At 41.3% G+C, this 14840-nt stretch carries 16 protein-coding genes; 3 read left to right on the forward strand and 13 right to left on the reverse strand.

What is annotated here, in order from left to right; translation table 11 throughout:
* Nucleotides 1-164 precede the first annotated feature (164 nt).
* From tpx to J3U75_RS03045, 3 genes are all read left to right on the forward strand, one after another.
* Entirely contained in the window at nucleotides 165-662 is a 498-nt protein-coding gene (tpx, locus tag J3U75_RS03035) for a thiol peroxidase (protein ID WP_267390439.1), read from the forward strand.
* Between the two features lie 124 nt (nucleotides 663-786).
* The gene (locus J3U75_RS03040) at nucleotides 787-1464 is read left to right on the forward strand and encodes an epoxyqueuosine reductase QueH (RefSeq protein WP_267390440.1); all 678 of its coding nucleotides are present in this window, start codon (nucleotides 787-789) and stop codon (nucleotides 1462-1464) included.
* Between the two features lie 301 nt (nucleotides 1465-1765).
* Entirely contained in the window at nucleotides 1766-2098 is a 333-nt protein-coding gene (locus J3U75_RS03045; RefSeq protein WP_267390441.1) for an SMR family transporter, read from the forward strand.
* A gap of 48 nt (nucleotides 2099-2146) precedes the next feature.
* Here J3U75_RS03045 and hfq read toward each other — a convergent pair whose 3' ends face one another.
* The 13 genes from hfq to rpsA all read right to left on the reverse strand — a co-directional run bounded on the left by hfq (nucleotide 2147) and on the right by rpsA (nucleotide 14828).
* Complete coding sequence (gene hfq, locus J3U75_RS03050; RefSeq protein WP_100140945.1) at nucleotides 2147-2395, reverse strand: RNA chaperone Hfq; 249 nt, start codon at nucleotides 2393-2395, stop codon at nucleotides 2147-2149.
* An 84-nt stretch (nucleotides 2396-2479) separates the two neighbouring features.
* Entirely contained in the window at nucleotides 2480-3931 is a 1452-nt protein-coding gene (gene der / locus J3U75_RS03055) for a ribosome biogenesis GTPase Der (RefSeq protein WP_267390442.1), read from the reverse strand.
* A gap of 132 nt (nucleotides 3932-4063) precedes the next feature.
* Entirely contained in the window at nucleotides 4064-4690 is a 627-nt protein-coding gene (locus tag J3U75_RS03060) for a YfgM family protein (RefSeq protein ID WP_267390443.1), read from the reverse strand.
* On the reverse strand, nucleotides 4690-5982 hold the full coding sequence (gene hisS, locus J3U75_RS03065; RefSeq protein WP_267390444.1) for a histidine--tRNA ligase: 1293 nt from the start codon (nucleotides 5980-5982) through the stop codon (nucleotides 4690-4692). The genes J3U75_RS03060 and hisS overlap by 1 nt, the downstream gene beginning before the upstream one ends.
* Before the next feature lie 57 nt (nucleotides 5983-6039).
* Nucleotides 6040-7311, reverse strand: a complete 1272-nt coding sequence (gene ispG / locus J3U75_RS03070) for a flavodoxin-dependent (E)-4-hydroxy-3-methylbut-2-enyl-diphosphate synthase (protein WP_267390445.1) — start codon at nucleotides 7309-7311, stop codon at nucleotides 6040-6042.
* A gap of 1 nt (nucleotide 7312) precedes the next feature.
* Nucleotides 7313-8197: a RodZ domain-containing protein gene (locus J3U75_RS03075; RefSeq protein WP_267390446.1), complete on the reverse strand. Its 885-nt coding sequence runs from the start codon at nucleotides 8195-8197 to the stop codon at nucleotides 7313-7315.
* Nucleotides 8197-8964 (reverse strand): type IV pilus biogenesis/stability protein PilW, encoded by a 768-nt coding sequence (pilW, locus tag J3U75_RS03080; RefSeq protein ID WP_267390447.1) that lies wholly within the window; start codon nucleotides 8962-8964, stop codon nucleotides 8197-8199. Before pilW ends, J3U75_RS03075 begins: the two co-directional genes overlap by 1 nt.
* Before the next feature lie 4 nt (nucleotides 8965-8968).
* Nucleotides 8969-10051 carry a 23S rRNA (adenine(2503)-C(2))-methyltransferase RlmN gene (gene rlmN, locus J3U75_RS03085; protein WP_267390448.1) on the reverse strand — a complete coding sequence of 361 codons (1083 nt, stop codon included), beginning with the start codon at nucleotides 10049-10051 and terminating at the stop codon, nucleotides 8969-8971.
* 100 nt (nucleotides 10052-10151) lie between these two features.
* Nucleotides 10152-10913, reverse strand: a complete 762-nt coding sequence (locus J3U75_RS03090; protein ID WP_267390449.1) for a hypothetical protein — start codon at nucleotides 10911-10913, stop codon at nucleotides 10152-10154.
* 81 nt (nucleotides 10914-10994) lie between these two features.
* Entirely contained in the window at nucleotides 10995-11420 is a 426-nt protein-coding gene (gene ndk / locus J3U75_RS03095) for a nucleoside-diphosphate kinase (RefSeq protein WP_267390450.1), read from the reverse strand.
* 94 nt (nucleotides 11421-11514) lie between these two features.
* On the reverse strand, nucleotides 11515-12675 hold the full coding sequence (zapE, locus tag J3U75_RS03100; protein ID WP_267390451.1) for a cell division protein ZapE: 1161 nt from the start codon (nucleotides 12673-12675) through the stop codon (nucleotides 11515-11517).
* A gap of 146 nt (nucleotides 12676-12821) precedes the next feature.
* Nucleotides 12822-13139 carry an integration host factor subunit beta gene (locus J3U75_RS03105; protein ID WP_100140935.1) on the reverse strand — a complete coding sequence of 106 codons (318 nt, stop codon included), beginning with the start codon at nucleotides 13137-13139 and terminating at the stop codon, nucleotides 12822-12824.
* Nucleotides 13140-13145: 6 nt separating this feature from the next.
* Entirely contained in the window at nucleotides 13146-14828 is a 1683-nt protein-coding gene (rpsA, locus tag J3U75_RS03110) for a 30S ribosomal protein S1 (protein WP_267390452.1), read from the reverse strand.
* Nucleotides 14829-14840: the final 12 nt, after the last annotated feature.

Below are 14840 nucleotides of genomic sequence, written 5' to 3' on the forward strand. Positions count from 1 at the left end.
TTCAGACCTAATAAAAATAGATTCATTTAGAAATAAATTTTCTCTATTTATGCGTAAAATAAGCTTAAGTGTAATCAGCATAGATATACTTTGACAGTTATCCATCCTTCGCCCACAATAAGCCTACACGTCATTAACGAGATTAAACATCAAAGGATATAGTTATGAGTACTGTTACCCTAAAAGGTTCACCTGTTGAAGTAAATGGCCATTTCCCCCAAAAAGGCGCTACAGCCCCTGAATTCACCCTTACCGACGCGAATTTAAATGAAGTTTCATTGGCTAGCTTTGCTGGCAAACGCAAAGTTCTAAATATATTTCCAAGTGTAGATACTGGCGTTTGTGCGGCTTCAGTACGCCATTTCAATGCTGATGCATCTAAATTGAGCAATACAGTTGTTTTATGTATTTCAGCCGATTTACCTTTCGCACAAGCTCGCTTCTGTGGAGCTGAAGGACTCGATCAGGTAATTACCTTATCTACATTCCGCCATCCCGAATTTCGAGAAGAATATGGTGTAAAACTGAGCACAGGCCCTTTAGCTGGGCTGTGTGCCCGCGCTGTGATTGTTTTAGATGAAAACAATCAGGTTTTACACAGCCAGCTGGTAGCTGAAATCACTACCGAACCAAGCTATGAAGAAGCATTAGCAGTATTGTAAAATATAATGTCCAGATAAGCGTTCAGAAATCTGAACGCTTTTTTGCTTTTGCACTATGTCGTTGCAAAGGCAGCTTTGTTAAAATCTCATCAGAAGAAAATTAAAATAGCAGGAAACCATATCAATGAACTCACAAGTAATCGTTACAGATGTACAACGCCCTAAACTAATTCCGCCCAAGGGTGCCGGCAAAGTATTGTTGCATTCATGCTGTGCACCTTGCTCCGGTGAAGTAATGGAAGCCATGCTGGCCGCAGGCATTGATTACACCATCTATTTTTATAATCCGAATATTCATCCGAAAAAAGAATATGAAATTCGCAAAGATGAAAACAAAGCCTTTGCAGAAAAATTCAATATTCCGTTTATCGACGCCGATTATGATATGGATAATTGGTTTGCCCGCGCCAAAGGTATGGAGTTTGAACCAGAGCGTGGTATTCGGTGTACCATGTGTTTTGATATGCGTTTCGAACGTACAGCTTTATATGCCTATGAAAACGGTTTTCCTGTCATCACCAGCTCTCTAGGCATTTCTCGCTGGAAAAATATGCAGCAGATCAATGATTGCGGCAAACGTGCGGCAGAAAAATATCCTGGTCTCACATATTGGGATTACAACTGGCGCAAAGGCGGTGGCAGTCAGCGTATGATAGAAATCAGCAAACGAGAGCAGTTTTATCAGCAGGAATATTGCGGCTGCGCTTACTCTTTGCGTGACAGCAATGCATGGCGTCGCGAACATGGCCGAGAAAGCATTAAAATCGGCACTAAATACTATGGTACTGAAGATAAAGCTTAAATCACAAGATCCAGTGCAATAAGAAATCAATCATAGCAACCAATCTAAATTAGCTTAAAGTAATGAAACAGCGGATTCATCAAGTATATCCGCTGTTTCATTAATATTTCGCTAGGGTTTGGACCAGCAGGCTAGTAAACTTACTTTTTTATTTATCTCAAATACCATTTGTAAATGTCTGGCATCTAAAAATAACGATAAAAGATGCAATTTACACTTCTTTCAAATGACTCATATGTAGCTTTTCTGGCCATTTTCTGCCATCCTTGCAAACAGAAACAAAGCTTATTAAAGGATAAATATGAATCAATGGATTTTTCTATCCATCGCCATACTAGCAGAAATTTTTGCAACCAGTATGCTCAAAGTAAGTAATGGATTTACCAGACTCATACCTAGCTTCTGCTCCATTATAGGCTACATCATTTCCTTTTATTGTCTGGCGCAGACACTTAAAACCATGCCGGTAGGTATCGCTTATGCTGTGTGGTCTGGAGTTGGCATTGTTTGCGTATCACTAATTGCATGGATAAAATTTGGTCAGAAGCTGGATATGCCGGCAATTATCGGTATAGGTCTGATACTGGTAGGAGTTGTAGTCATTAATCTTTTTTCCAAGTCAATGACTCACTAACAAAAAAACCGTGGCTAACCCACGGTTTTTATCAAACAGAATAAATGATTATTCTGGAGATGATGATTTTGGTTCATGCTGCAGGCTTACAGCCCGTGCAGGAACAATGGTAGAAATCGCATGCTTATATACCATTTGTGTTACAGAGGTATTACGCAATAACACAACATACTGGTCAAATGACTCTACCTGACCTTGCAGTTTAATACCGTTGACCAAATAAATGGAAACCGGTACATACTCTTTTCGCAGTGCATTCAAGAAAGGATCTTGTAACATTTGTCCTTTGGCGCTCATTTGGATACTCCGTTTTTTTGATTATGTTGTCGCTAAGCTGCACCCGCGTACAGCGATTAGAAAAGCGTAGTCAATGCTACCACATTAATGGGCATTTGTTTTCTTTGTACTGACTTTATTTTTACGTTTTACCTGCTTTTTCGATTGTTTAATCTGCTCACGTTTGGCAATCCGGTTACTCATTTTAACTCGACGCAATGGCTGTGCAGGCTTGCTGTCTTTTTCTTCATATGGATTGTAGTTAACATTATATTGAATACGTAAAGGTGTGCCCTGTAAATGAAAGGCTTTGCGAAACGTTTGTGTCAGATATCTGGTATAAGCATCACTAATATGTTGCAAAGCATTCCCATGAATCACTATGACTGGCGGATTCATGCCCCCCTGATGGGCATAGCGCAATTTAGGACGAATTAGTCCGGCACGTGGTGGCTGCTGTCGCTCAAGCGCACTTTGTAGTACGCGAGTAATTTTTGGTGTAGGCAACTTAATCATTGCTGCATCATATGCTTCTTGAATTGAGCTAAACAGCCCGTCTATGCCCTTTTCTTTTAATGCAGAAATAAAATGAAATTTTGCAAAATCCAGAAAATATAGTTTACGGGCAATATCACGTTTTACTTGCTGTTTGCGTTCTTCGCTCAGTCCGTCCCATTTATTGACAGCCACCACCAGAGCGCGTCCGGCTTCAAGAGCAAAACCTGCAATTGTAGCATCCTGATCAGCTATATCCTGCTGTGCATCCAATACCAGCACAGCTACATTTGCTTCATCAATAGCTTGCATCGCCTTGATTACAGAAAATTTTTCAATTGCATCATCTACTTTTCCACGCCGGCGCACCCCTGCTGTATCAATAATCGTAAACGGCTTATCACCCCGTTCAAAATCAATATGTATCGAATCACGCGTTGTTCCGGCCATATCAAAAGCAATGACTCGTTCTTCGCCGAGAATGGCATTTACTAGCGTTGATTTGCCTACATTAGGACGACCGATGACTGCAAAAACCGGATGCTTGCTTTCAGTTTCTTCTTGCCCTTCAGGAAACGATTCCAGCACAGTTTCAATCAACTCATAAACACCATCACCATGTGCACCAGAAATGACTACAGGTTCACCAAGACTGAGCTCATAAAATTCAGCCGCTAAAACCGGCCGATTACCACCCTCACCTTTATTCACTGCCAGATACACCGGACGGGTACTTTGACGTAGGCGATTGGCGATAATTTGATCTTGCGGCGTTAAACCCGTCCGCCCGTCCACCAAAAAGATAACTGCATCTGCTTCATCAATAGCCTGTAAAGTATGCCGTGCCATCTCATAGAGAATGCCACTATCTACAACTGGCTCAAAACCGCCAGTATCTACCACCAGATAAGGTTTGCTCCCCACCCGTCCATGGCCATAGTGACGATCTCGAGTCAGACCCGGTAAATCAGCAACCAGCGCATCTTTGGTTCGGGTCAGGCGATTAAACAGAGTTGATTTGCCTACATTCGGTCGACCAACCAAAACGATTGTTGGTTTCATATAAATTCTTTCTAATAATTTTACTTCGCTGTAAAACAGCAACAGCCTGCCATAGGCAAGCTTTTTAAAAAACTACAATCCTGAGATTAAGGCATGATTACTTGCTCGTAATCTCAGGTTGAAATATATCAATTAGCTCAGACTGCTGATTTTCATTTGAAGCACGTCACGCTGTACTGAATCCTTGTCCAGAAGATTCAATGCCTGCTGATAAGCTGCCATAGCTTCGGTATTTTTCTTTTGTGCCTGCAGCACATCGCCCTTAGTTTCCAAAAGAATAGGCTTAAACTGAGCCACTACTTTTACATCCAGAGCCTGTAATGCTTCGTTATATTTACCCTGCTGCAAATAAACGGTAGCCAGCCTCTGAGCAACGATTGTCTGCAATAAGTCATCTTTCTGTCTGTCCTTCACCCATTGCAAATGACGGATTGCTTCATCATATTTATGTTCATCAAAAGCAGATCCGGCCATCATCAGTGTGGCCTGAGTGGCATTCATGGTATCCGGATATTTTTCCTGTAGCTGCATCAGAGCTTTTTTACTTTCAGCCATATTATTTGCATTGGCCTGAGTCACAAAAGTTTCAAATACAGCAGCTGCTTTTTCATTATTATTGCGAATATGCCCCTGATAAAGCACATAACCCAGATAGGCCAGTGCAAGCAAAATCAAAACTGCAAAAATCCATCGACCCCAACGCTGCCAAAAGTACTTAAAATTCGCAACTTCCTGTTCATCCTGAATATGTACAACCATTATGCATTCTTCCATTGTTGGATTAACTGTAAAACTGCATTTGCAGCAACAGTCTGTTGTTCATGAGTACGCAGATTTTTTACTGTCAGCGTATTGTTTACCATTTCTTCCTGCGCCACAATTACAGCAAAAGCTGCCCCACTGGCATCGGCTTTTTTCAGCTGCGCTTTTAAACTTTGATCACCACAATGCAGGTAAACACTCAATCCAGCCGCGCGTAATATTGTTGCATTCTGCATTGCTGTCAAACTACTACCTTCACCCTGATGCATAACATATATATCAGGAGCAGCATTAACCTTCAATTTTCCGAATTCCTGCACAAGTAATAATAAACGCTCAATTCCCAGTGCAAAACCAATTGCCGGTGCCGGTTTACCTCCTAGCTCTTCAATAAGGCCATTATATCGGCCACCACCACACACCGTAGCCTGTGATCCGAGCTTATCCGTTGTCCATTCAAACACTGTCAGATTATAGTAATCCAACCCCCTCACCAGACGTGGGTTTTCAACATAATGGATACCCAGACCATCTAACATACTTTTCAGAGTATTATAATGTGCCAATGACTCATCGCCCAAGTAATCAGTCAAGCGTGGGGCGGCATTGGCCATTGCCTGTAAGTCAGGATTTTTAGTATCCAGTACCCGTAGGGGATTAGTATGCATTCGCCGCCGGCTATCTTCATCTAGAATAGCTTCATGCTGTTGCAGATATGCAATTAAAGCTGTGCGATGTGCCGCCCGCTCCTGCTGATTACCCAAAGTATTGAGCTCTAAAGTCAGATGCTCTCGAATGCCCAGGCGTTCCCACAAATTGGCACTCATAGCGATTAGCTCAGCATCCACATCAGGTCCGTCAAATCCAAGTGCTTCAACTCCAACCTGATGAAACTGACGATAACGCCCTTTCTGCGGCCGTTCACGTCTAAACATCGGTCCCATATACCATAACTTTTGCGGGTTATTATAAAGTAAATTGTGCTCTACTACGGCGCGTAAACAGGAGGCTGTACCTTCAGGCCTCAGGCTCAAACTTAATTTATCGTTTGAATCGGCAAAAGTGTACATTTCCTTGCCAACTACATCAGTCTCTTCACCGATAGAACGCACAAATAAACCGGTTTGTTCCACCATCGGCGTCCGAATCTGGCTATAGCCAAAACTGCGTGTCCATAATGCCACTACATCTTCAAATGCCTGCCAGAGTGCTGCTGTTAGCTTGAAATCTTTCTGCACCACTGGTAACAAATCATTCATGCCTTTAACGGCCTGGATTTTCTTACCCATAATATTTTATTTTTATCCCTATGAAACAATACAGCCTGTCACAGCTTGAAGGTCTGTTCATTGTAAAGCGGCAATCGGAATAACTTTAGCTGGCTCTCTTTTTTTACCCTGACTGCCATAATTAGTATGGATGTATTCTTCGACTAATGCCAGAAACTCTTCAGCCATATGCTCACCTTTTAGAGTGGTTTTCCGTTCACCGTCTATATATACAGGAGCCACAGGCGTTTCACCAGTACCGGGTAATGAAATACCGATATCAGCCAGCTTACTTTCACCTGGTCCATTCACAACACATCCCATTACTGCCACATTCAAGTTTTCTACACCAGGATATTGCAAACGCCACACCGGCATTTTTTCACGCAAATATTGCTGAATATCACGTGCCAGCTCCTGAAAAACAGTACTAGTGGTTCTTCCACAACCTGGGCAAGCTGTTACCAATGGTGTAAACGAACGGATACCCATAGTCTGTAAAATTTCCTGAGCCACAACGACTTCCTGCGTCCTAGCACTTCCAGGTTCGGGCGTTAATGAAACTCGAATCGTATCACCAATGCCCTGTTGCAAAAGAATAGATAATGCAGCAGTGGAAGCAACGATACCTTTACTGCCCATTCCCGCTTCAGTAAGACCCAAATGTAATGGATATAGACAGCGGGCAGCTAGATTATGATAAACCTCAATCAAATCCTGCACATTTGATACTTTACAAGATAAAATAATTCGGTCTGAAGGCAATCCCAGACTTTCAGCCTTTTGTGCTGAATCAAGAGCTGAAACAATTAAAGCTTCTTTCATTACAGCTTCAGCAGGCTGAGGAGCAGGTAAAGCCAAATTGGCATCCATCATCCGTTTGGCCAAAGCCTGATCTAATGACCCCCAGTTCACTCCGATACGAACCGCCTTATCATTTTCAGCTGCAGTGTGAATCATAAAGGCAAATTTTTCATCGCCTTTAACCCCTTTGCCTACATTTCCCGGGTTAATGCGGTATTTTGCTAGTGCCCGAGCACAATCTGGATAATCTTTGAGTAAGCGATCACCATTAAAATGAAAATCCCCTACTAACGGTACATTACAGCCCATATCATTTAGTCGCTGACGAATTTCAGCCACTTTAGCAGCAGCTTGGGGGGTATTTACCGTAATTCTAACCAGCTCAGAACCAGTATCAGCCAGCGCTTTCACCTGATTAGCCGTCAGTTCAGCATCAGCCGTATCAGTATTGGTCATAGACTGCACTCTCACCGGTGCGTCAGAACCAATTACAACTTGTTCAATTTTTACCTGATAAGTTTTCCTGCGTACTCCGGACAACGTCATTTCAATTACCACCTACCATAACTACAGCAGTTCTTTTCTTATTTTGAGGAATAATAACATCTTTGCCCGCAAACTTAATGCTGGCCCCGGGTGTATAACCAATGATAACTTTATATGGTGCACTGCCGCTAAATTGTTGAGTGCTTCCGGCATCGACAACCTGGCTGATTAATACTTTGCCATTTTTGTCACTCACTTGTAACCATGATTTATTTTCAAGCTTGATCAGCAACGCCTCTGAATCAGCAGCAACAGGCTGTGATGCATTAGTATTGGTATTAGCTTCCTGGGGCTGACTGGCGCTGATCACTGTAGTCGATGCAGTACTGCTGACTTGTTCACTTGCAGGCATCGGTACCACACGAATATTACTAGCTGCAATATCACTAATGGACGCAGTTTGCGCAGAAACTTCCTGACTGGCTGTAGCAGCCTGTTTGGCATTTTCAGATGTTGATTTACTTTGCCAAGCATATACCACCGCACCAATGATAATCAGCACCAGCAATGCAATAAGCCAACGTGGAAAATGGCGACGTTGTGGTTTATCCTGAAAATCTAATTCTGAAGATAACACTTTGCTACTGTCTGATGTGGAATAGCGTTGTCCGGATGGAAAAATCTGCTGCAGATATTGCTTAAATTCTGACTCATCCAGCTCCAGCAAGCGTGCATAGGAACTCAAAAAACCTTTAATGAATACCGCTTCCGGCAAACCTTTATAACTGCCACTTTCCATTGCCTCAATCTGTCTGGCTGGTAATTTTAAACGCTCTGCAACCTCACCAACAGATAAGCCTTTTTGCTTTCTTGCCTGAGATAATAATGCTCCCAAAGTGACAGCGGCATTCGGGCTGGAATCGAGATTTTTGGTTTGCTCATTCATTAGAATTTTCCTGTAGAAACCTGCTCTAATTCAGCAGAATAAGGGAAATTATTACGCAATTGTGCTTCATATTCATAAGCCGCTTGCATATTACCAAGAGATTTTTCAATTCTCCATCCAAGTAACAAATCATCAGCAGATAAACTATTTACCTGACTTTGATATTGTTTAAACAGATAATTGGCTTCTGAAACACTACCTGATTGCAAATCATTACGAGCCATTTCTTTCTTAGCAGCAATAAAATTAGGATTAGCTGCCAAAGCTCGCTCAAAATAACTGTTTGCCAGCTGATACTGTCCCATCCGACTACTACAGATTCCTTTATTAAACTGAGCAACTTCCGGTGTAGGATAAGTCGGATCTGATAAAGCCTTATCAAAATATGAAATGGATGCATTTGGCTTCTTAAGAACATCACAAACAAACCAGCCGAAATTATTATTAACTTCAGCACTGTCTGGAGCCAAAGAAAGCGCTCGCTGAAAACTTTCTTCTGCCTTAGCCGGTTCTTTCAAATACTGCCAGATTTGCGCACGAATTAACCAAGCATCAAGTGAGCTACTATTATTTTTTATAGCTTCATCAATAGATTCTACAGCCTGTCTATAATTTTTATTTCTTAGATATTCTACTGCCAGCTGGGTTTTAATTTGAGCTACCTCGCGTGCTCGCTGAGCAGCAGTTGGCTTTTTATCCAGAGTTTGAGTAGCACAAGCTGATAAAATTACAGTCATCAGTAAAATTGATCCAAGTTTTTTTTTCATCAAATTACCCCTGTACAAGCTGCCATTTTTGTTGACGCCGAGTTTTATCTTTTACTTTGCCAGCAAGCTGACCACATGCTGCATCAATATCATCACCACGAGTTTTTCTGACTGTAACAACAAAACCTGCTTCCAGTAATATTTCTCTAAATACACGGATGCGCTCGTTAGTGGATCGTTCAAAACCAGAATTAATGAATGGATTAAACGGAATCAGATTGAATTTACAAGGTACATCTTTAACCAGCTCAATCAGTTCGCGTGCGTGTTGAGGTTCATCATTGACACCCTTTAACATGATATATTCAAAAGTAATAAAATCACGTGGAGCTTTAGCCAAATAACGCTGACATGCAGCCATTAATTGGCTAAGCGGATATTTTTTATTCAATGGTATCAAGTGATCCCGAACCTCATCATTTGAAGCATGCAATGAAATAGCAAGAGCTACAGGCATCACATCCTTCAATCGATCCATTTGTGGCACCATGCCCGAAGTAGACACTGTCACGCGGCGACGGGACAAACCATACCCATGGTCATCAAGCATTATACTCAGCGCTGTAACTACATTTTCAAAGTTTGCTAAAGGTTCGCCCATCCCCATCATTACCACATTGGAAATCACTCTTTCATCCTTAGGTGTCACACCAAGCGCTTTATTTGCCCACCAAAGCTGACCGATAATTTCTGCAGTAGTGAGGTTACGATTAAAACCCTGTCGGCCTGTTGAGCAAAATAAGCATTCTAAAGCACAACCAACCTGTGAAGAAATACATAAAGTTCCCCTACTATCTTCAGGAATAAAAACTGTTTCCACACCATTGCCTGTACCTACGTCTAACAACCATTTACAAGTACCATCTGCAGATTTTTGCTCTGCCAAAAGATCAGGCACTTTAATTTCAGCCTTATCCAATAATTTATGGCGTAATGATTTGGCCAGATCAGTCATATCTGTAAAATCTGCTACACCCCCTGGGTGCATCCAGCGCATAACCTGCTTGGCACGAAATGGCTTCTCCCCCATCTGAGCAAAGTGGGCAGTTAAGCCGGGTAAGTCAAAATTTAGCAAATTGGTTTTCATCTGGAATATACACAAAAATTACGTAACAAATGCTACAAAACAAACTAATCTAAAACATTATGCTGATAATACAAATTTATTCAACAATTTATACAATTCTTTAATTTTTACCAGATAAAAAATGCCATACTTTTTTTAGTGTTTTCTCAGTTTTTTTCTTTTGAACTATCACATTAAACAAACGACGATAATGATTAGGCGGACAAGTTAAGACTTCAGTAGCATGCCAACCATCAGAAGTATTTTTGAAAAGGAAACTGCTGTTATCACGTATATCAAAGCCTTCCACACTCTCAAAATCACTAATGTCTGGGTTAGTTTTGGCTGTTTTTTTACCACTGAGAGCCAATATTGAACCACCCCATTCTATTTCCCAGTCTGCCGAAGTATTAAAATAAAAAATATGTGTTCCGATTTTGTCAAAACTATCACAATGTGGTGAAACCTCAGAACCTGTTTCACCAACATGCCACGCATACCGAATCTCATATTCATCAAGATTTAAATACCGTCTTAAAAACTCCTGATATGGTTCAAAAGTTTGTACCTCCCGAACAAACTCTTGCCAAACTTCAGGTAATTGTTCTATTTTGGTAACGCCTGGTCCAGACTGGTCATTTTTATGATATATAGATTTCTCAAAAGCCAGATAATAACGGTTGTGAGGTCGCTGACCACTTTTTCCACGTGGTCTATTAACATGTTTTTCAAACAACTCAAGACTTGGAAAATTATTATATAAATTATTAAATGCTTCTGGTAACAAAATTTCCTTAAATAGATGATTCGGAAATGGTTTTGTTTCGTTAAATGTTTGTACAGAAAGTGATTTTAAAGCTGGTAAATTAAAAAAATCAGACATCTCATTTCTCCAGTTAACATATATAGTTACAAATTAGTCCACCTCTATAGGTGGACTAATTCAATTCATATACAAACTATTTTAGCGCGTGCACAATTCATCGGCAGCAAAAAAATATGCAATTTCTGTGGCTGCATTTTCAAGGCTATCAGAGCCATGCACAGCATTAGCATCGATTGAATCAGCAAAATCAGCTCGAATAGTTCCGGCTGCTGCTTCTTTCGGATTAGTTGCCCCCATGAGCTCACGATTTTTAGAAACCGCACCTTCTCCTTCCAGTACTTGGATCATCACCGGGCCACTAATCATAAAATTTACCAGTTCACCAAAAAAAGGACGTTCTTTGTGTACAGCATAAAAACCTTCTGCCTCAGCTTTAGACAAATGTTTCATTTTTGCAGCGATAATTTTTAAACCATTATTTTCGAATCGGCTGTAAATCTGTCCAATAACGTTTTTTGCAACTGCATCAGGTTTAACAATAGATAAAGTACGTTCGATAGCCATGTTTGTTTCCATTATATTCAAATTAATAAAAATACATATTTTTAGGCGCAAAGAATGCGTAAGACTGTTTATGTCATTTTAACAAATTTCCGCTTTATTTAATATCTTTTCCTAAATGTACGGTTTCTTTATCCAAAGTAAGATGAGGCAAGTTTAAATATTCTTCAGACTGCATTTCTGTCAGACGGCTGGCCGTTCGGGTAAATTCATTAGCAAAGTCACCTTCCGTATATATATTATCTATAGGCACATCACAACTGGCACAGAGCTTGATTCGATAATCATACAATACATCAATAAGCCAAGTGAGACGACGGGCTTCTGCCATCTGAGCAGGACCCATCTTCGGTATAGCAGATAAAATCAGTACACGAAATTTTTGCGCCAGCTCCAGATAATCATTCTGCGAGCGCGGTCCACAGCATAACGTTTCAAAATCAAACCAAATTGTTGAATCAGATATTGCTTTATAGGACAGTTTCCGGCCCAATATTTCAATATCTCCGCCAGTGATTGGCTGCTGACCATTTATTTTATGAAAAATATCCCCTAGTTTTTTCTCGCTAGCTGTATCTGCCGGTATGTAAAATATATCAGCAGGCTTGAGCGATCGCATGCGATAATCTTCACCACCATCTACATTTAGAATTGTCAGTTCTTTTTCAATCAATGCAATAGTTGGTAAAAAACTGGAACGGTTTTGCCCCTGATAATAAAGATCTGCTGGAGCATAATTAGATGTAGCCACCATAACCACGCCTTGCTCAAACAGGCCTTCCAGCAAGCGTCCGAGAATCATTGCATCAGCGATATCACTGACGTGAAATTCATCAAAACATAATACCCTAACCTCACGAGCAATATCCTCTGCCACCGCATGTAATGGATTGGCCTGACTATGATGCTCTTTCAGACGTTGCTGAACCTCTGCCATAAACGCGTGAAAATGGACTCGGCGTTTGCGCCGATAAGGTAAGCAACCAAAAAACACATCCATTAAAAAGCTTTTACCACGTCCAACACCTCCATACATATATAATCCTTTGGGTGCCCGAGGTGAACGTAAGCTGCGTCCTAAAAATCGATTACGCTTGCGTTTAAACATCATTAACTCTGTCCAGAGCCTGTCAAGTTGTTTAATAGCCCGCAACTGAGCGGCATCATGTATAAATCCAGGTTTCTGCTCTGCAGCCTGATACCAAGACAGAGGACTTTGATTATTAAATTCGGGAGCAACAAAGACGGATGTGGTCATATTGTTTGTTTTCTTCTGAGGTAAGAGCGTATAAGGCAAAAGTTAAAAGACGTAACCATAGCACACTCATTAAAGCTTCGACCACCCAAAAATAAAAATACGCCGCAGAAACTGCGGCGTTAACGTCTATCTCAAATAAAAAAGTATTACTTGTCCGCAGACAGTAGCGCTTTGTCTACACGTTCACGTAATTCCTTGCCAGGTTTGAAGTGAGGTACATATTTTTCAGGTACCGAAACTTTTTCACCCGTTTTAGGATTACGACCAATGCGAGCTGGACGATGGTTCAGATCAAAGCTACCAAATCCGCGAATTTCGATTCGCTGGCCTTTTGCCAAAGCACGAGTCATTGTATCAACGAGAATCTTGATACTTTGTTCGACATCCTTAGCATTTAAAATGGTACTATCATTATTAACAGTATATAACTCCGCCAAGCGAATCATTAACTCCGACTTCGTCATAACCGCTTATTCGCTTTCACCAGATAATTTAGCTTTCAACAAATCACCCAGACTGGTGGTACCAGCTGAGGCATTGTTAGCTGATAATGAACGCAGAGCAGCAGTATTTTCCTGTGCATCTTTCGCTTTGATAGACAAATTGATGTTGCGATTTTTACGATCTACTGTAGTAATCACAGCTTCAACATCATCGCCTTCTTTCAAAACATTGCGAATGTCTTCAACGCGATCATTAGAAACTTCTGATGCACGTAGATAGCCTTCAACATCGTCAGCCAATGCAATGACAGCGCCTTTAGCATCCAGTGATTTTACTTTACCGGTTACAATGCTGCCTTTGTCATTTACGCTAACATAGTTGCTGAACGGATCACCTGCCAGTTGTTTCACACCCAGAGAAATACGTTCTTTGTCTACATCGATAGCCAGAACCACGGCTTCAACTTCTTCACCTTTCTTGAACTGGCGTACGGCTTCTTCACCGCCATCAGTCCATGAAAGATCAGACAGGTGCACTAGACCATCGATACCACCAGGCAAGCCGACAAATACACCGAAGTCAGTAATAGATTTTACTACCCCTTTGATTTTATCGCCTTTTTCATGATTGGATTCGAATTCCTGCCATGGATTAGCCTGACACTGCTTCATACCTAGGGAAATACGACGACGATCTTCATCAATTTCAAGAATCATCACTTCGACTTCATCACCCATCTGAACAACTTTACTTGGATGAACATTCTTGTTCGTCCAGTCCATTTCAGAAACGTGTACCAGACCTTCAATACCCTGCTCGATTTCCACAAATGCACCGTAGTCAGTAAGGTTAGTTACCTTACCAAATAGGCGAGTACCTTGCGGATAGCGACGAGCCAGACCATTCCACGGATCTTCGCCCAGCTGTTTCAGACCCAGAGATACACGGCTGCGTTCCTGATCGAATTTAAGTACTTTGGCTTCAACTTCCTGACCAACTTCCAGCACTTCACTTGGGTGCTTAACTCGGCGCCAAGCCAAATCAGTGATGTGCAACAGACCATCAATACCGCCCAAGTCAACGAATGCACCGTAGTCAGTGATATTTTTCACAATACCTTTTACTACAGAACCTTCTTTCAGATTTTCCAGCAATGCCTTACGTTCTTCACCAAGTGTTTCTTCCAATACAGCACGGCGTGAAACAACAACGTTGTTGCGACGTTTATCCAGCTTGATTACTTTGAATTCAATTTCTTTACCTTCAAAGTGAGAAGTATCTTTAACCGGACGAACATCTACCAGCGAACCAGGCAGGAAAGCACGGATGCTGTTGATCATTACAGTCAGGCCGCCTTTGACTTTACCGTTAATTACGCCAGACAGAATTTCACCATTTTCCATGGCTTCTTCCAGCTTAATCCAGTCTGCCGCACGCTTAGCTTTTTCACGTGAAAGTTTGGTTTCACCAAAACCATTTTCCACAGATTCAATGGTTACAGTGACAAAATCGCCAACTTTAACCTCAATCTCGCCCGCTGCATTCTTGAATTCGCTCACATCAATCAGAGATTCTGATTTCAGACCGGCATTCACAGTGACGAAATTATTGTCTATGGCAACAACTTCTGCGGTGATGACTTCGCCGGGATTCATCTCTTGCAAGGTGAAACTTTCTTCCAGCAACTGGGCAAAATTTTCCATAGTCATATATATATGTTC

The organism is Snodgrassella sp. B3088 (assembly GCF_026535815.1).
Taxonomy (GTDB): Bacteria; Pseudomonadota; Gammaproteobacteria; order Burkholderiales; family Neisseriaceae; genus Snodgrassella; species Snodgrassella alvi_E.

Bases quoted from the DNA above. Each gene is read 5' to 3' on its own strand.
- tpx (WP_267390439.1), top strand. From the start codon at position 165: ATGAGTACTGTTACCCTAAAAGGTTCACCTGTTGAAGTAAATGGCCAT.
- J3U75_RS03040 (WP_267390440.1), top strand. From the start codon at position 787: ATGAACTCACAAGTAATCGTTACAGATGTACAACGCCCTAAACTAATT.
- J3U75_RS03045 (WP_267390441.1), top strand. From the start codon at position 1,766: ATGAATCAATGGATTTTTCTATCCATCGCCATACTAGCAGAAATTTTT.
- hfq (WP_100140945.1), bottom strand. From the start codon at position 2,395: ATGAGCGCCAAAGGACAAATGTTACAAGATCCTTTCTTGAATGCACTG.
- der (WP_267390442.1), bottom strand. From the start codon at position 3,931: ATGAAACCAACAATCGTTTTGGTTGGTCGACCGAATGTAGGCAAATCA.
- J3U75_RS03060 (WP_267390443.1), bottom strand. From the start codon at position 4,690: ATGGTTGTACATATTCAGGATGAACAGGAAGTTGCGAATTTTAAGTAC.
- hisS (WP_267390444.1), bottom strand. From the start codon at position 5,982: ATGGGTAAGAAAATCCAGGCCGTTAAAGGCATGAATGATTTGTTACCA.
- ispG (WP_267390445.1), bottom strand. From the start codon at position 7,311: ATGACGTTGTCCGGAGTACGCAGGAAAACTTATCAGGTAAAAATTGAA.
- J3U75_RS03075 (WP_267390446.1), bottom strand. From the start codon at position 8,197: ATGAATGAGCAAACCAAAAATCTCGATTCCAGCCCGAATGCCGCTGTC.
- pilW (WP_267390447.1), bottom strand. From the start codon at position 8,964: ATGAAAAAAAAACTTGGATCAATTTTACTGATGACTGTAATTTTATCA.
- rlmN (WP_267390448.1), bottom strand. From the start codon at position 10,051: ATGAAAACCAATTTGCTAAATTTTGACTTACCCGGCTTAACTGCCCAC.
- J3U75_RS03090 (WP_267390449.1), bottom strand. From the start codon at position 10,913: ATGTCTGATTTTTTTAATTTACCAGCTTTAAAATCACTTTCTGTACAA.
- ndk (WP_267390450.1), bottom strand. From the start codon at position 11,420: ATGGCTATCGAACGTACTTTATCTATTGTTAAACCTGATGCAGTTGCA.
- zapE (WP_267390451.1), bottom strand. From the start codon at position 12,675: ATGACCACATCCGTCTTTGTTGCTCCCGAATTTAATAATCAAAGTCCT.
- J3U75_RS03105 (WP_100140935.1), bottom strand. From the start codon at position 13,139: ATGACGAAGTCGGAGTTAATGATTCGCTTGGCGGAGTTATATACTGTT.
- rpsA (WP_267390452.1), bottom strand. From the start codon at position 14,828: ATGACTATGGAAAATTTTGCCCAGTTGCTGGAAGAAAGTTTCACCTTG.